The following is a 16,106-nucleotide window of genomic DNA, read 5'->3' on the forward strand; positions in this document are numbered from 1 at the left end:
CCCCCGCATGCGACTGACCACCATGACCGACTATGCCTTGCGCATGCTGATTTACCTGGGCCAACACCCGGAACGCTTGTGCACCACGGCTGAGATTGCGCAGGCTTACGCGATCTCCGAATCTCATCTGACCAAGATCACCCACCAACTTGGCCTGGGCGGTTGGATCAGCACGGTGCGAGGCAAAGGCGGCGGGATGCGCCTTGCCTTGCCGCCGGAGGACATCGGGCTGGGTGAATTGGTGCGGGCGGTGGAGCCCGACTTTGCGCTGGTGGAGTGCCTGGGCACCGGCAACACCTGCAGCTTGACCCAGCGCTGTGCCCTGACCGGCATCTTCAACAACGCGTTGGCCGCCTTTTTGGCGCAGCTGGACGGCCACAGCCTGGCCGATCTGCTGCCGCCCCAACTGCCTCGGGTTGGCGTGGTGGCGGCCCTGAAGCCGCAGGCCGTCGCCATGCCTCTGCCTCACGGCAGCCGGGCGAACAAAACGCCATGACTGCACCTGATCCCAGCAGCGCGGCGCGGCGCGTGATTCCGCTTTATGTGGCCGAGGCCAAGGTTTATCCACGCTCGGTCAGTGGTCGCTTTGCCAATTGGCGCTGGCTGATGGTGGGCCTGACCCAGCTCTTTTTCTACGGCATGCCCTGGCTGCAGTGGAATGGCCGGCAGGCTTTGTTGTTCGATCTGGAGGCTGGGCGTTTTTATGTGATGGGCCTGCTGCTTTATCCGCAGGACTTCATTTATCTGGCGGCCCTGCTGGTGCTCAGCGCTTTGGCGCTTTTCTTCTTCACCGCCGTGGCCGGGCGCCTGTGGTGCGGCTACAGCTGCCCGCAGACGGTGTATACCGAGATGTTTCTCTGGATCGAGCGCCACACCGAAGGCGACCGCCAGGCCCGGATGCGCCTGGACCGCGCGCCCTGGTCGCTGGAGAAGTTGCTGCGCAAAGGCGGCAAGCACGGCGGCTGGCTGGTGCTGTCCTTGTTGACGGGCTTCAGCTTTGTGGGCTATTTCATTCCGGTGCGCGAGCTGGCGGTGCAGGTGCTGAGCCTGCAGGTGCAGGCCTGGCCCTTGTTCTGGGTGCTGTTCTACGCCGGTGCGACCTATGGCAACGCGGGATTCTTGCGCGAGCAGATGTGCAAGTACATCTGCCCTTACGCCCGCTTTCAAAGCGCACTGATCGATGGCGATTCGCTCATCATCAGCTACGACGCCCAGCGCGGCGAGCCACGCGGTGCCCGCTCGCGCAAGCAGGCGCAGGACGTGCTCGCGGGCGGCGCTGCCGATTGTGTGGACTGCACTTTGTGTGTGCAGGTTTGCCCCACGGGCATCGACATCCGCAACGGTTTGCAAAACGAGTGCATCGGTTGCGCCGCTTGCATCGACGTGTGCGACCAAGTCATGGACAAGGTCGGCTCTCCCCGGGGACTGATCCGTTATGCCACCGGCAACGGCATGGCCGGCGGCTGGACCAAGCAGCAGATGCTGGCACGGGTGCTGCGTCCGCGCGTGCTGCTCTACGGCGCCGGTTTGCTGGCTTTAAGCCTGGCGTTTGTGTTCAGCTTGCAGCAACGTGAAGACCTGTTGATCGATGTGATCAAAGACCGGCAGCTGATGGCGCGGCAGGTCGGCGAGGGCGAGATCGAGAACGTCTACCGCCTGCAATTGATCAACCGCACCGAGCGCCCTTTGCGCTTGCGGCTGCAGGCCAGCGGCTTGGCCGGCCTGCACTTGCTGAGCGTGGGCGACCAAGAGCTACAGGTTGCCGCATCAAGCATCGGTGCCTTGCCGGTGCAACTGCGCTTGCCGCCCGGCGCCGGCCAGGAGTCGGGCGCCCACACGGTGAAGATTCAGGCGCTGGACCTGGACGCCCCGGGCAGGGTCTTCACGGCCAAGGCGGTTTTCTTCGTCCCACGCACCTAGCGTTTGTACATGTTGGGCTCACCGCATCGTCCCTTCTTCAGCGCCGCTGCGCTGGTCTGGCTGCTGGTGGCAGGTTGGTGGGCGTGGCGGTGGGTGGGGGCTGAACCCGCTGAGGCGGGGCTGATCCCGTCAGGGTTGTTGCACGGCTGGGTGATGAGCCTGGGCTTCATGCCCTTGTTCATCGCGGGCTTTGCCCTGACCACGGTGCCGCGTTGGTTGGACTGGCGGGCACCCCCCCCGGCGGAGCTGCCGGGGCTGGCACTTGCGGCGGCTGCGGGTTGGGCTCTTCTTTTGATCGGCAACGCGTTGGCGCAACGGGGCGAGGTCATTGCAGTTGCAGTTGCAGTCGTGGGCGCTGCGTTGCCGGCGCTGGTGCTGGGGGTGTTGGCGGTGCGCCTGTGGCGTTGGTGCAGGGCAGCGGGCGTTCGCCCGTCCGGCCATGCGCAGGGTTTGGCGCTGGGCCTGGCGGTATTGGCCTTGAGTCAGGCCGGGGCTGCGTTGGCGCTGGCCTTGCATCAACCGCTGGGTGTGCGCCTGGCCGTTCACGCCGGCTTGTCTTTCGGGGTGGCTGGCGTGTTTGCGCTGGCCCTGCAGCGCCTCACGCCTTTTCTGCATGAACAAGGGCGGCGCCAACCCCGATTTTTGGTCTTGTTGCTGGCAGGTTTGGCGCTGCGCGGTGGGCTGGAGTTGGCGGGCCTGCGGGCTTGGACGCCCCCGCCGATGCTGGGCGGTGTATTTGCTGCAATGCTGCTCGGCTTGGCCAATATTTTGTGGCGCGATGCCTGGCGGCCAGAGTTGGCGGGGGCCCGGCGCATGCCCTTGGTGGCGCAGTTGCACCTGGGCTATGTCTGGCTGGCGGTCAGTCTCGCGCTGGAGGCGGGGGCCTTGTTGGCCGCAGCTTTGGGCCGGCCCGGCCTGCTGGGGCTGGCGCCCGTGCATGCGCTGAGCCTGGGCTTTATGGGCAGCACTTGGCTGGCCATGGTCAGCCGGGTTACCGCCGTACAGCAAGGCCGCAGCGTAGCGGCGGATGCCGGCCTGTGGGCCTTGCAGGTTTTGCTGCAAGCGGTGGCGCTGATGCGCCTTGCGGCGGAAATGGTCATTGCGGCCACTCTGGCGCCTATGCCGTTTGATTTCAGCATAAGGCTTCGGCCAACGCTGCTGACGGGGGCTGCCGCTGGCTTCGCCCTGCTGGCCTTGCTTTGGTGTTTGCGCTATCTGCCCTGGCTGTTGCGCCCGCCGGTGAACAAGAGGATGACCCGATGAATGAAGCTGAACTGAGCGCTCTGCGCGCCCGCATCATGACCGCCCTGCGCCAGGTGGCCGACCCCGAGATTGGCGAGAACATCGTTGACCTCGGCCTGGTTGAAACCTTGGCGTTGGTGCCGCCGCTGGCGTCGCTGATATTGATCCCCACCAGCGCCACCTGCCCCATGGCGGACCAGATCATGAACGATGCGGGCTGCGCGATCGAGGCCCAATGCCCGCCGGACTGGCGGGTCGAGGTGGACATGAATTGGGACTTCACCTGGACCCCGGACCGCATGGCGCCCGCGTTGCGCCTGCGCTTTGGCTGGGGCGGCGGCGCAGTATGAGCCGGGCGTTATCTCGTTTCAGTGGGCCCGCGCCCCTGCCGCGCGCCTTCGCCTTGGTTTGCCTGATTCTTGCGGCGCTCAATCTGGTTGGCGCCTTGGGCGGCGGCCTGCTGCGCCTGGGTTGGGGCGCCTTGCCCGCGCCGCTGGCCGCGCAGGCTTTGCAGGGGCATGGCGCCTTGATGATGGCGGGATTTTTCGGCAGCCTGATTGCGCTGGAGCGGGCCTTGGCCTTGCGGCGCGGCATGGGGGTGCCGCTGTCGGCTGCGTGTGCGGGCTTGCTGGCGTTGGCCGGCTTTTGGGCCTGGGCGGGTTGGCTTTGGTTGCTGGCTGCAGTGGGCTTGCTGGGCCTTTATGTGTGGGCGGCTTACAGCCGGGCGCGGTCGTTGCCGCTGGCGGTGGAGGCCAGTGGGGCGCTGGCCCTGGTGTGGGCCGCGGCGGCATTTGTGCTGGGCGCGCCGGAGCAATCCCGCTGGGGCTGGAGTTTGTTTTTGCTGCTGACCATCGTGGGCGAGCGGCGTGAGTTGATGCGCCTGCGGCCACTGCCGGGCTGGGCCGCCCAGGCCTTTTTGCTCGCCTGGGGCGTATTGGGCGTGGCCGCCTTGCTCTTGATGGGGCCTGCACCGGGGTTGGGTGCGCCGCTGGTTTGGATCATTATGGGCTTGCTGAGCCTGTGGTTGCTGGCCTTTGATTTGGCGCGCCTGCAGTGGCGGTCAAACGGTTGGGCCGGCCATACGGCGCGTTGCCTGCTGGTGGGCTATGTCTGGCTGCTTGCCGCGGCCTTGGCGGGCCTTTGGGGGCAGGGCGGGGCGGGGGGCATCGCCTGGCATCTGCTGTGGCTGGGCTTTGTTTTCTCCATGGTGTTTGCCCACGCGCCCATCATGCTGCCCGCCCTGGCCGGGTTGCGGCCGCGCTACAGCCCTTGGGCTTTGTTGCCCTTGGCGGTGATGGGCTTGAGCCTCTTGCTGCGCAGTACCGCCGTGCTGGCGGGGCACCCTAACGCACTGGCTTGGGCGGGCGCGGGCCATGGCGTGGCGGTGCTGGGCTTTGGCTTGATCATGGGCCGTTTGTGCAGTTCGACTAGCGCCTGAGCGCCGGCGCCGACGCGTCGGCTCAGATGCTGAGCCCGGCTTTGCCGATGCGGGCCAGGCGTTGGGCGTCGGGAATCCACACGTCGTTGTGCCGCATGTCGATCAGCCCGTCTTGCTGAAACTGGCGCAGGGTGCGCGACAGCGTTTCGGGCGTAGCCCCCAGTTGGGCGGCCAGGTCGCGTTTGAGTTCGCGAAGGATCAAGTGGTCCGCGCTGTCGGAGCGGCGCAATTCCTGCAACAGCCATTCGGCCAGGCGTGCAGCGAAATCGTTGAGGGTCAGGGCCTGCCGGGCGGCAATGGCCTCGCAGGTGCGTTGAGCGAGGCTGGACAGCAGTGCGTTCAGCAGTGGCGGGTGTGCCTGGCTCAAGGCCAGTACCTCAGCCGCAGGATATTCATGCGCCAGCACAGCGCTCAGCGCCTGGGCTGTTTCAGGATAGGGCGATTGGCTCCAGGCGCTGGACAGGTCCAGCCACTCACCCGCGTTCAAGGAGTGGCTTTGCCACCATTTGCCATTGCTGGCGCGTTTGCCCATGCTGACCTTGCCGCGCACCAGCAACCAAAGGCTGCCCTTGTTGACATGGCCGTCCTGCCACAGGCGGCAGCGCGTGCGTACCCGGTGGCTGCGGCCCAACCGGGCCAGCGCGTTCAAGGCCTCGGGCGCCTCGGCCAGGGCTGGCCAGGCCTGCGCCAGCGCCTGGCGCACCTGCAGCACTTGTTGTGCGCCCGGACTGAGTTGCGGGCTGCTGTGCAGGGTGTGCACGGCAAGGGGCTGAGCGTTCATGGCAAGGAGGGCTTTCGCTGAAAAAATTGAGCAGGAGTTGGCGAGGAGTCAGGGGGCTTAGTCGACCATTGAAGCCCCTCGGCTCACCTTGATTTGGTGCAAGAATCCGAGTTAATTTGTCGGATATTTTTGTACCAAGTTTCTCCGGCATGTGCCGCCGTTCAATCGCGAAGGGCGGGTTTGATTTTTCGCAAAACCTTGCGGGCAGGGGCTGTGCACCATGGTCCGATGAGTGCAAATCCAACCGTCGGCGGCGTGGCCGCTCCTTTGCCCCTGGTCTATAGCTGTTCCGGCTGCTCCGACGCGGCGCAACTGGCCAACCATTTGGCGGTGCGGCTGGACCGCGCCGGCTTGGCTGAAATGTCTTGTATCGCCGGGGTCGGCGGGGGCGTCCCGAATCTGGTGCGCAAGGCCACCGAGGCGGCGGCCAGCGGGCGGCCCATCATTGCGCTGGATGGGTGTGTACTGGCCTGCTGCCGTGCTTGTTTGGGCCAGCAGCAGGTGCAGCCGACCCATCATGTGCGCTTGCATGAGCGAGGGGTGCGCAAGCACTATCACATGGATTTCGACGCCGAGCAGGCAGACCGCTTGTTTGAGGAGTTAGCGCAGCAGTTGCAAGGCTTTGGCTTGAGTGGGATCAAGCGCCCTGGATCACCTCCCGATGAATGCAGAGCTTCCTTAACCCAGTTCAAGGACGCCCGCTAAGTCTGGCGGGACGATGCGATCAAGTCTCCTGACATTGCGCCAGTGATTTGAGATTCATCCAGAGAAAAGAGGTATGACATGAAGCAAAACAGCTCCCCCCTCATGCGCGTTCAACGCAACCGATTGCTGCGTTTGAGCCTGTTGGGCCAATTGGCGCTATTGATGGCATTGCCCTTGAGCGCAATGGCGGACGAAGGCAAGAAAGATATCTCGCCCGGTGACGTGAAGTACCACGCCGCCCCCTCGGCGCTGACCGACGTGCCCATGGTGCAAAGCAGCAACCCCAAGGCCCCGCCGATGACGCAGGCCGAGTTTGATGCCGCCCGCAAGATCTATTTCGAGCGTTGCGCCGGTTGCCACGGCGTGCTGCGCAAGGGTGCCACCGGCAAGCCCTTGACGCCCGACATCACCCTGGGCAAGGGCACTGACTACTTGAAGGTGTTCATCGCCTACGGCTCACCCGCCGGCATGCCCAATTGGCAAACTTCGGGCGAGATGAGCGAACAGCAGGTGGACCTGATGGCGCGCTACATCCAGCACGATGCGCCCACGCCGCCCGAGTTCGGCATGGCCGACATGAAGGCGACCTGGAAGGTGCTGATTCCGCCTGACAAGCGCCCCACCCAAAAGATGAACAGCTACAACATCGAGAACATCTTCTCGACCACGCTGCGCGACACCGGTGAGGTGGCGCTGATTGATGGCGACACCAAGCAGATCATCAACATCGTCAAGACCGGCTACGCCGTGCACATCTCGCGCACCTCGGCCTCGGGGCGCTATTTGTTCGTGATCGGCCGCGACGCCAAGGTCAACATGATCGACCTGTGGATGCCCAAGCCCGACAACGTGGCTGAAATCCGCATCGGCCTGGAGGCCCGTTCGGTTGAGGCCAGCAAGTACAAGGGCTATGAAGACAAGCTGGTGATCGCCGGCGCCTACTGGCCGCCGCAGTACGTGATCATGAAGGGCGACACCCTGGAGCCGCTCAAGATCGTCTCCACCCGTGGCAACACCGTGGACAAGCAGGAGTACCACCCCGAGCCGCGCGTGGCCTCCATCGTGGCCAGCCACTACCGGCCGGAGTTCATCGTCAATGTGAAGGAAACCGGCAAAACGCTGATGGTGGACTACTCCGACCTGAACGCGCTCAAGACCACCGAGATTGGCACCGCCCGCTTCTTGCACGATGGCGGCTGGGACGCCAGCAAGCGCTACTTCATGATTGCCGCTAACCAGAGCAACAAGATTGCCGTGGTTGACGCCAAAGACGACAAGTTGGTCAAGCTGGTCGACGTGAGCAAGATCCCGCACCCGGGCCGTGGCGCGAACTTCGTCCATCCCAAGTTCGGCCCGGTCTGGAGCACCGGCCACCTGGGTGACGAGGCCATCTCCCTGGTCGCGACCGACCCCGTCCATCACAAGCAATACGCCTTCACAGAAGTGGCCGAGCTCAAGGGCCAGGGCGGCGGGGCGTTGTTCATCAAGACCCACCCCAAGTCCAAGCATCTGTATTCGGACACCCCGTTGAACCCGGATGCGGCCATCTCGCAGTCGGTGGCGGTGTTCGACATCGACGCTTTGGATAAAGGCTTCAAGGTGCTGCCCATTGCTGAATGGGCCGGCTTGAAGGACGACGGCGCCAAACGCGTGGTCCAGCCCGAGTACAACAAGGCGGGCGACGAGGTGTGGTTCTCAGTTTGGTCCGCCAAGGATAAGCAAAGCGCCATCGTGGTGGTTGACGACAAGACGCTCAAGCTCAAGACCGTGATCAAGGACCCGCGCCTGATCACGCCGACCGGCAAGTTCAACGTCTACAACACCCAGCACGACGTGTATTGACCTGTTTCCCCCGAGGCGCAACGCGCCTCGGTTCACCCTATATCCATGGAGATTCCGCAATGCGCATGCATTCAATCCTGTTGATCTGTTTGGGCTTGGTGGCAGCTTCGGTGGCCCAGGCCGATGAGGCTATTCTGACCAAGGCTGGCTGCATGGCCTGCCATGCCAAAGACAAGAAACTGGTCGGCCCCGCCTTCAAAGACGTGGCGGCCAAGTACAAAGGCCAAGACGTCGCCGTCGCCCTGGCCCAAAAGGTTCGCGCTGGCGGCAAGGGCGTGTACGGCCCCATCCCAATGCCCCCCAACCCGCCCGAAAAGATCAGCGACGCCGATCTGAAGGAAAGCGTGGGCTGGATTTTGAAGCTGTAATTTCGAACCCCGCGGATTCGAAATCCCAGAACGCAAGAAGCCCGGCGATTTTGGCCGTTCTTGTAGCGGCCGGGGCAAGATGACGACCGCACGGGACAGTGAGTCAGTGAATGGTGCAGCTTGTTCCCGGCGAAAAATGAGCCTTGCAGTCCCGGTCAGCGGGCCGCCACGTTCGCGGGACAGCCGCATTGCGCGCTTGACGTTAATCAAGTTAATGCGAAGTGGCGACATCTACATTGGGCTGATTCAATCCGAGCCCAACCATGCCGATCGAACTTTTCAACAAGGACGGACACCTTTGCCTGATGTTCACCGACCTCTGCCGCGAGGGCGGTGAGGCGGTGCAGTCGAATCAGTTCTTGTTGATCGACAACAAGACCGGCGTCATCATCGATCCTGGCGGCAATCTGGCCTATGGTGAGTTGTATCTGGGTATGACGCAGCACTTCGCGCCGCATCAGCTCTCGGCCATCATCGCTTCGCATGCAGACCCCGACATCATTGCGTCGCTCGACCGCTGGATGACGGCCACCGCCTCCGCCAAGGTCTATATCTCGCGCATCTGGGAGCGTTTTGTGCCGCACTTCTGCAAGGCCGGCAAGACCACTGGCCGTCTCGTGGGCATCCCTGATGCGGGGATGCGCATCCCGCTGGGGCGCAGCCATCTGCTGGCGCTGCCCGCGCATTTTCTGCACTCAGAGGGCAACTTTCAGTTCTACGACCCGGTCAGCCGCATCTTGTTCTCGGGCGATTTGGGCGCGTCCCTGGGCGCGGGGTTCAACCCGCAGCAGCCCGTGACTTCTTTGGCCGGGCACCTTCAGTACATGGAGAGTTTTCACCGCCGCTATATGGTGGCCAACAAGGTCTTGCGGCATTGGGCGCAAATGGTACGCAAGCTCCCCATTGACATGATTGTTCCTCAGCACGGCGCCATCCTCAAAGGCGAGGCCGTGCCAGAGTTCATCCAATGGGTCGAATCCCTGAGTTGCGGCATCGACCTCATGACGGACCGGGACTACGCCGTGCCCGATTGAGCGCGGGCTCTTTGGTGGCGCGCACAGTTGCTGGCCTATGACGGGCCCCTCAATGCGACGTCCCTTCTTCCCGGCTGATCTTGTTCCAGATGTTGTATTTGCCGACGGGTTTGCTCATGGGCAGGCGTTTGACTTCTTTGAAGGTGGTGGCGTCGTAGACGATCAGGGCGCCGTCCATTTCCCACAGGCTGGCCAGCACGTAGCGGCCGTCTTTGGTGAACTCGACGTGGGCCAGGGTTTTGCCGGGCTGCTTGACTTGGGCGACGATTTCTAGGCTTTGCTTGTCGATGATGCTCAACGTGTCGCGGGCCTCTGGGCCGCCCATCATGGCGTCGGTCCAGGCGTAGCGGCTCTTGGCGTGGCTGCGCATGAAGAAGCCGGGGCCGGGCGTGGCGATCTCTTTGATCAGGGTCCAGTTTTTCAAGTCGATGACGCTGATGAGTCCATCCTTCAGGTTAGGGCTGGCCATCACGCGGCGGCCTTGCCAGTCGAAGCTGATGCCTGAGCCCAGATGCGGCATACCGGCGATGGGCAGGCTGGCGACTTTGCGGCGGGCGTCCAGGTTGACGACTTGGCCCAGGGTGGCGCCGGCTTCGTCTTTGCCGCGTGGGCGGGCTGTGCCCAGCGCGTGGCGGTAGCTGTCGTCGAAGAAAAAATCGTCCAGCGGCTCGTCCAGCGGTGTGCGGCGTGGGTTCAGGTAGCCCGGCGTGGCGATGGCTTCGCCCATGCGGAAGTCGTGTACCAAGCCCGCGTGGATGGGCTCGGCCTTGGGGTCGTAGGAGATCTCCCAAAGTTCGGCCAAGTCTTTGAGTGCGAGCACAAAGCTGCGGCGCGGTGCGGCGTCGTAAACGGCCGAGACGCGGGAGCTTTGCTTGCCGTCGGGGCTGCGGGTGTCGAAGGTTTTGACCGGATTCAGCTCGGCGTCAAACAGCACCGCGTTTTGCGGCAGGTAGTTGGCGGCCATGACCCAGCGGCCATCGCTGCTCACGGCGACGTTGCGCATGTTCAAGCCAGCGCGCACTTCGGCCACCATTTTGAGGTTCCAGAGGTCGTATTTGCTGATCCAGCCGTCACGCGAGCCGAAGTACACATAGCGGCCATCGGGTGAGAACTTCGGGCCGCCGTGCAGGGCATAGCGGCTGGGGAAGCGGTGGATGACTTCAAAGCGGTCGCCGTCCACCAGGCTGATGTGGTGGTCGCCCCCTTCCACCACGACGAAGAGATTCATTGGGTCAGCGCGCCATTGCGGGCGGGCGGGCCAGTCGCCGCTGTGGGCGTCAAAGCTGCGGGAGGCGAGGATGTCGGCCGTTGCCCATTGCGGTGCCGGCGTTTGGGGCTGGTAGATCAGCTGCGCCAGGGCTTGCATCTCGGCCTCGCTGAGCGTGCCGCCGAAGGCGGGCATCTGGGTGGCGGGCCGGCCCTCGCGGATCAGCTTGAGCGCCTCGGGCCGGCGCAGGCGCTCCAGGCTTTCAGGCAACAAGGCAGGGCCCATGGCGCCCAGGCGCTGCTCGCCGTGGCAGGCGGCGCAGTGCTGCTTGAACAACGCGTCAGGCTTGGGCGATTCAGGGCTGGCGAGCGGGGCAGAGGCACTGGGATTCAGCGCTTCCTTCTGCACATCCCTTTGCGGTGCCGGCGCCGTTTGTGCGCTAGCGAAATCCACGCCCACCCAGAAAATGCCCAGGGCCAGCGCCAGTTTGATCAAGGTCTTGAGGAGTTCATTCATGGGTTTGCGGTGATAGCGTCCGGCTGGATTTGAAGGGTCTTGCGCCGTGAACTGAAGGGCTTCGAGGTGACTCGTTGGGGCAGGGCTGCGGCGGCTTCGGGTGAGAGGCCGATTTCTTCATCGCTCAAGTAGCAGCCTGGGTCTTCGGCCCACAGGTCGCCGGTGATTTGCTGGGCTCGCACGCGGGTGTTGCCGCCGCACAGGGCGAAGTGCTGGCACTCGGCGCAGCGGCCTCCCACCGGGCGCGGCTGGGTCTTGAGTCCGTCCATCAGCGGGTCGCTGCGGTCGCTCCAGATGGCGGAGAAGGGCCGCTCTCGCACATTGCCTAGGCGGTAGTGCCACCACATGGTGTCGGGGTGCACATCGCCCACATTGTCGATATTGGCCACGCCCACGCCAGAGGCATTGCCGCCCCAGGCCACCAGACGGGCGCGCAGCGCATCGCCCCACTGCGGCCAGCGTTGGCGCACCCAGGCCAGCAGGTAGGCTGCATCTGCGTCGTTGTTGCCGGTGACGTAGTCGCGTTGCGGGTAGCCGGGCTGCTCGATGACTGCGCGGGCGTCTTGCCAGGCGGCTTCAAACAAGGTGTCCAGGGCCTGGCGGGTGGCCTGGAAGTGCGCGTCGCGGCCACGGTGGATGTTGCCGCGCCCGGCGTAGTTGAGGTGTGAGAAGTAGAACTTGTCCACCTGCTCATCTCGCATCAGCTGCAGCATGGCTGGAAAGTCTTGCTGGTTCAACTCGGTGAAGGTGTAGCGCAGGCCGGTCTTGACGCCTTGTTCGTGCAGCAGGCGCAGCGCTTGCAGGGAGGCGTCGTAAGCGCCTTGCTGGCGGCGAAAACGGTCGTGGGTTTCGCGCAAGCCATCAATGCTGATGCCGACATAATCAAAATTCTGAGCGGCAATGCGTGCCGCCATGGGCGCGTCGATCAAGGTGCCGTTGGTGGACAAGGCGGTGTAGAAGCCCATGTTTTGGGCGCGTGCGGCGATGTCGAACAGGTCGGGCCGCAGCAGCGGCTCGCCGCCGGAGAGGATCAGCACCGGCACGCCGTAGGTGCGCAGATCCGTCATCACCGTGCAGACCTCGTCGAAGCTGAGTTCGCCCGGGTACGCGTGGTCGGCCGAGAGCGCGTAGCAATGCTTGCAGGTGAGGTTGCAGCGGCGTGTCAGGTTCCAGATCATCACCGGGCCGGTGGCGGCGCGGGCGCTGCGGCCTGGGTTGGGGTAGTGGCCGTCGCGTTCGGCGCGGGCGACTTCACGCAGGTACTGGCTGATGCGCAACATGGGGCGGGGCTTTCACTCAGGTTTCAGGCGCAGGCCGGTCTTTTTGAGAATGGCGCTGCTGTAGAGGATGTCGTGCGCCCGGCAGGCCGGGCCCAACAGGGTGCGCAGATCGTGCGCTTGCGCTTCGACCTGGGCGCGGGTCTGGCCGTGCAGCATGGCGAACAGGTTGTAAGGCCACTGCGGCAGACGGCGCGGGCGGCGGTAGCAGTGGCTGACGCCAGGGCAGGCGGCGACCAGGGCGCCGAGGCGATCGACATCGGTGTCAATCACGTCCCAGACCGTCATGCCGTTGGCCACATAGCCGAGCCGGTAGTGGTTGGGCACCGCGCCGATGCGGCGGATCAGGCCGCTGGCCTGCATGCGGGCGAGTTCTTCGCAAACCTGCGTTTCGCTGATGCCCAGCATGGCGCCCAACGCCTCAAAGGGGCGCTCCACCAACGGCATGCCGCTCTGGGTGGCCAGCATGAGTTCGCGCTGCAGGGTGCTCAGTTGCTGATTTGTGCACTCAGACATGGCTCGCCTCCTCGGGGTCAGTGCGCTCCGGCGGGTGAGCGAGCACATGGGCGTGGGCTTGCAGGTGCAGGCCGACAAAATACTCGCGTTCTTTGGGAAAGGCCAGCACGTTCAGCCCGGTCATGGCTTCGATTCGCGCGCAGCAAGGGGCGATGTCTTCGGGCTTTTCGGTGGCCAGCACAAACCACATATTCAGCGCGTGTTCGCGGCGGTAGTTGTGCGCCACCTCGGGTAGGGCGTTCAACTGCGCGCTGACGGCCGCAAAACGGTCTTCGGGCACCTGCATGGCGGCCAGTACAAAGCGGCCCCCGGCGCGCTCGATCTGGAACAGCGGGCCGAAGCGGCTCAGTGTGCCGTCGGCCAGCAGGCGGCGCAGGCGCAGCAGCAGCAGGTCTTCGCTGCAGCCCAGCTCCTCGGCTACAGCGGCGAAGGGGCGCGGCACCAGGGGAAGCGTGCCTTGCAGGCGATTGATCACGGCGGCGTCCAGCGCATCTAGCGTGGCCGGCAGGTGTTCAGACATGGTGGGGCTCCTCTTTCGTGATTTCGACGCCTTCCGCAACTTCCGCGGGGCGGAAATAGCGCGCCCCGCATTGCTTGAAACGGCGCCGGCTGAACAGTTGCTGCTGCTCGAAGCCATCCAGGCCTGCGGCCTCGACCGCTTGCGCCAGCCATTGCTGCACCTCGCCGCGCTCGCGCCCATGAAACATGCAGTAAAGGTTGTAGGGCCAGCCCGGTGCGCGGCTGCGGCGGTAGCACAGGGTCACGCCGGTTTGTTGGGCCAGCAACTGCGCATGGGCGTCCACGCACTCATCCGGCAGGTTGAACACGCACATGGCGTTGGCGCCAAATCCCAGCTCGTGATGGCGCACGATCAGGCCGAAGCGGCGCAGGCTTCCTTGCGCCAACCAACGGTGCAGGCTCGCCTGCACGCGGGCTTCGTCCCACCCGATGGCCGACGCCCAGGCGGCGTAGGGCCGCGCCACCAGAGGCAGGCCCTGTTCAACGCAAGCGGCCAGGGCGCGGTCTTCGGCCGCCACGGGCACACCGGGTCGATTGCGTGCCTGGCGGGCTTCGCAGTCGGGCCCGTGCGGGGTCTTGAGGTCGAAGCCCAGATTGATGCGGTAGGCCCGCTCCATGGGCAGGCGCAAGGTGGGCAGCTGACACTCGCGCTCCAGCGCGTCCAGCTCGCGGGCGAGGCAGGCGGCGTCGGGGCCGGTCAGTACGAACCAGAGGTTGAAGGCGTGCTCGCGCTCATAGTTGTGATTCACCCCGACCCGGGCGTTGACGCGCTGGGCGACTTCGTCCAGACGCTCCGCCGGCACGGCCATGGCACACAGCAGCCCGGCCCCGGCGGCGCGTGGCGCCCAGATGCCGCCGATGCGCGAGAGGCTGCCCTGGCGCTCGAGCGCTTTCAGGCGTGCCAGTACTGCAGCGCCATCGGCCAGGCCCAGCTCGGCGGCAAGCTCTTCAAAAGGCTCGGGGCTCAGCGGAAAGCGCTGCTGCCAGCGATTCAGCAATTCGGCGTCCGAGGGGTGGGCAGAGGCTTGCAACATGGCGAGGCTCAAAAGCCGCTGCGCTGTGCGCGGCTGGTGAAGAAGATGCCGCTGGGGGTGTCGGCCTTCAGCACGGCTTGCACGGCGAAGTTGGCGGTGTTGAATACCGTGACCTGATGGCTGTCGCGGGTCGATATCCAGACCGATTCGCCGCGTGGCGTGAACTCCATGTGCAGCACCGCTTTGCCGGGCTTCAGGGTCTGGATAATCTGGCGGCTCTGGGTGTCGAACACTTGCACCTGGTCGTAGTCCGGCACCGCAAAATTGACCCAGACCTGGCGCCCGTCGGGTCGCGCCATCACGAACACCGGCTGCCCGGCCACCGCGATACGGCCCACTTCCTGCCAGGTTTCGGTGTCGACCACCAGCACCTCGTGACGGCCAATTGCGGGCAGATAGGCATGGCGCCCGGCCACCGCCCAGCCGCGCAGATGGGGCATTTTGAACACCGGCAAGGGCTGCTCGCCCCGGCCATAGCCAGCGAGGATGCGCTCCACCCGAGGCTCGGCAGCCCAGAGGTCGACCTTGGCCAAGCCGTCTTCACCGAACAGGCCGGCGATGTAGTAGCGACCGTCCGGCGTGACCAGTGCGTCATAGGGCTGGTGCCCCACGTTCTTGAACTTTTGCAGCTTGGGCTGCTGGCCTGCGCTGATCCCCGTGAGATCGGCGATCCAGATTTGATCCGCGTCGAACAGCGAGAAGATGAAACGCTGGCCGGGCAGGTCAGACAAACCCACCACGCGGGAGCGTTTGCCCGGCTCGAACTCAGCGGGGATGTCGGCCAGCAGCGCCAGGGTTTCGGCGTCGAACACCTTGATGCCTCCGGGCTCATAGTTTTGCGCGGCCACCCATCGACCGTCTTGCGAAATCGCACCGCCGATGGAGTTGCCGCTTTGCTGCACGCGACCCACCACGCGCAGGCTGGGCAGATGCACCTTGCTGAGCGCACCGTCACGCCCGAAGACATAGGCGTAAGCGCCGTCGCGCGAGTACACCAACGAGGCGTGCGAGAGATCGCCCAGGCCCTGGATTTGCCCCATCAACTCGCGCCGCGAGGTGTTGACCAACTGCAGGCTGCCGGTGCTGCGCTCAATCACCAGGCCGAGATCGCCCGTGCCCTGCACAAGTGGTGCTGCCGGCGGCGCGCCGGCACAGCCGCTTAAAACCAGGGTTAGCAAGAGTGCCGGCACGGCGTACAGCCACGCGGCGAGCGGCTTTGAAAGAGGGTGGGGCGTCATGGGGTCACGTCCTTTGGGCTTGGGGCGGGCGGCTCTTGTTGCAGATAACTCGCCAACCACTCGGCTTCGGCGCGCGTGATCATGCTTTTCCAGGGCGGCATGGGCGTGCCGGGGCGGCCGTCGTAGATGGTGGAGGCGATAGCGGTATGGGGCAGCGCACGCATGGCGTCAACGCGCAGATCCGGGCCCAGGCCGCCCTTGAGCGTGAGCCCGTGGCAGGAGCCGCAGTCTTGCGACAGGATGCGGCGCAGTTGCGCCTGTCGGGCTGGGCCGGGCGGGGTGTCCTGGGCTTGCGTCAGGACGGGGGGAGTTTGCGGCGCCAGGGGCTTGTCTTGCGCGTGAGCGGCCAGCATTGCGCCGCTGAGCCCCAGGAGGCACAGTTGCAGGATGAGGCCCAAAGGCGAGGCTTGTCGAGGCATGGGGCAATGCTCATCGCTGTGGCGCCTGCTGTCCTTGAACTGCGTCAAGG

At 64.8% G+C, this 16,106-nt stretch carries 17 protein-coding genes; 9 read left to right on the forward strand and 8 right to left on the reverse strand.

Annotated features, from left to right (window positions below; genetic code table 11):
- Positions 1-7: 7 nt before the first annotated feature.
- From PRZ01_RS14590 to PRZ01_RS14610, 5 genes are read left to right on the forward strand one after another with little or no spacing between them, the layout of a single operon-like run.
- Positions 8-496 (forward strand): RrF2 family transcriptional regulator, encoded by a 489-nt coding sequence (locus PRZ01_RS14590; RefSeq protein ID WP_273597533.1) that lies wholly within the window; start codon positions 8-10, stop codon positions 494-496.
- Complete coding sequence (gene ccoG, locus PRZ01_RS14595) at positions 493-1,920, forward strand: cytochrome c oxidase accessory protein CcoG (protein ID WP_273597534.1); 1,428 nt, start codon at positions 493-495, stop codon at positions 1,918-1,920. The genes PRZ01_RS14590 and ccoG overlap by 4 nt, the downstream gene beginning before the upstream one ends.
- A 9-nt stretch (positions 1,921-1,929) precedes the next feature.
- Entirely contained in the window at positions 1,930-3,183 is a 1,254-nt protein-coding gene (locus PRZ01_RS14600) for an NnrS family protein (RefSeq protein ID WP_273597535.1), read from the forward strand.
- Positions 3,180-3,512 carry a metal-sulfur cluster assembly factor gene (locus PRZ01_RS14605; RefSeq protein ID WP_273597536.1) on the forward strand — a complete coding sequence of 111 codons (333 nt, stop codon included), beginning with the start codon at positions 3,180-3,182 and terminating at the stop codon, positions 3,510-3,512. The genes PRZ01_RS14600 and PRZ01_RS14605 overlap by 4 nt, the downstream gene beginning before the upstream one ends.
- Positions 3,509-4,600, forward strand: coding sequence for a hypothetical protein (locus PRZ01_RS14610; RefSeq protein WP_273597537.1), 1,092 nt, complete (start codon positions 3,509-3,511; stop codon positions 4,598-4,600). Before PRZ01_RS14605 ends, PRZ01_RS14610 begins: the two co-directional genes overlap by 4 nt.
- A 22-nt stretch (positions 4,601-4,622) precedes the next feature.
- Here the strand turns inward: PRZ01_RS14610 and PRZ01_RS14615 are convergent, their stop codons facing one another.
- Positions 4,623-5,381, reverse strand: coding sequence for a Crp/Fnr family transcriptional regulator (locus PRZ01_RS14615; RefSeq protein ID WP_273597538.1), 759 nt, complete (start codon positions 5,379-5,381; stop codon positions 4,623-4,625).
- 228 nt (positions 5,382-5,609) lie between these two features.
- Here PRZ01_RS14615 and PRZ01_RS14620 point away from each other — a divergent pair, with 228 nt between their 5' ends.
- From PRZ01_RS14620 to PRZ01_RS14635, 4 genes are all read left to right on the forward strand, one after another.
- Positions 5,610-6,086 (forward strand): putative zinc-binding protein, encoded by a 477-nt coding sequence (locus PRZ01_RS14620; RefSeq protein ID WP_273597539.1) that lies wholly within the window; start codon positions 5,610-5,612, stop codon positions 6,084-6,086.
- Positions 6,087-6,269: 183 nt separating this feature from the next.
- Entirely contained in the window at positions 6,270-7,928 is a 1,659-nt protein-coding gene (locus PRZ01_RS14625) for a cytochrome D1 domain-containing protein (RefSeq protein ID WP_458296227.1), read from the forward strand.
- 65 nt (positions 7,929-7,993) lie between these two features.
- Entirely contained in the window at positions 7,994-8,296 is a 303-nt protein-coding gene (locus tag PRZ01_RS14630; RefSeq protein WP_273597630.1) for a c-type cytochrome, read from the forward strand.
- A 263-nt stretch (positions 8,297-8,559) separates the two neighbouring features.
- Positions 8,560-9,330: an oxygen-binding di-iron domain-containing protein gene (locus PRZ01_RS14635; RefSeq protein ID WP_273597540.1), complete on the forward strand. Its 771-nt coding sequence runs from the start codon at positions 8,560-8,562 to the stop codon at positions 9,328-9,330.
- A 49-nt stretch (positions 9,331-9,379) separates the two neighbouring features.
- Here PRZ01_RS14635 and PRZ01_RS14640 read toward each other — a convergent pair whose 3' ends face one another.
- From PRZ01_RS14640 to PRZ01_RS14670, 7 genes are read right to left on the reverse strand one after another with little or no spacing between them, the layout of a single operon-like run.
- A complete protein-coding gene (locus PRZ01_RS14640) occupies positions 9,380-11,053 on the reverse strand; it encodes a nitrite reductase (RefSeq protein WP_273597541.1) in 1,674 nt (557 codons plus the stop codon).
- Positions 11,050-12,333, reverse strand: a complete 1,284-nt coding sequence (gene nirJ, locus PRZ01_RS14645; protein ID WP_273597542.1) for a heme d1 biosynthesis radical SAM protein NirJ — start codon at positions 12,331-12,333, stop codon at positions 11,050-11,052. Before nirJ ends, PRZ01_RS14640 begins: the two co-directional genes overlap by 4 nt.
- Positions 12,334-12,345: 12 nt before the next feature.
- Positions 12,346-12,846: a siroheme decarboxylase subunit beta gene (gene ahbB / locus PRZ01_RS14650; RefSeq protein ID WP_273597543.1), complete on the reverse strand. Its 501-nt coding sequence runs from the start codon at positions 12,844-12,846 to the stop codon at positions 12,346-12,348.
- On the reverse strand, positions 12,839-13,366 hold the full coding sequence (locus PRZ01_RS14655) for an Lrp/AsnC family transcriptional regulator (protein WP_273597544.1): 528 nt from the start codon (positions 13,364-13,366) through the stop codon (positions 12,839-12,841). The genes ahbB (PRZ01_RS14650) and PRZ01_RS14655 overlap by 8 nt, the downstream gene beginning before the upstream one ends.
- Positions 13,359-14,399, reverse strand: a complete 1,041-nt coding sequence (gene ahbB, locus PRZ01_RS14660; protein ID WP_273597545.1) for a siroheme decarboxylase subunit beta — start codon at positions 14,397-14,399, stop codon at positions 13,359-13,361. Before ahbB (PRZ01_RS14660) ends, PRZ01_RS14655 begins: the two co-directional genes overlap by 8 nt.
- 8 nt (positions 14,400-14,407) lie before the next feature.
- On the reverse strand, positions 14,408-15,637 hold the full coding sequence (locus PRZ01_RS14665) for a cytochrome D1 domain-containing protein (RefSeq protein ID WP_273597546.1): 1,230 nt from the start codon (positions 15,635-15,637) through the stop codon (positions 14,408-14,410).
- On the reverse strand, positions 15,634-16,056 hold the full coding sequence (locus tag PRZ01_RS14670; RefSeq protein WP_273597547.1) for a c-type cytochrome: 423 nt from the start codon (positions 16,054-16,056) through the stop codon (positions 15,634-15,636). Before PRZ01_RS14670 ends, PRZ01_RS14665 begins: the two co-directional genes overlap by 4 nt.
- Positions 16,057-16,106 lie beyond the last annotated feature (50 nt).

Origin of the sequence: Roseateles koreensis (assembly GCF_028595305.1) — a bacterium.
In the GTDB taxonomy this organism is placed as follows: Bacteria; Pseudomonadota; Gammaproteobacteria; order Burkholderiales; family Burkholderiaceae_C; genus Paucibacter_A; species Paucibacter_A koreensis.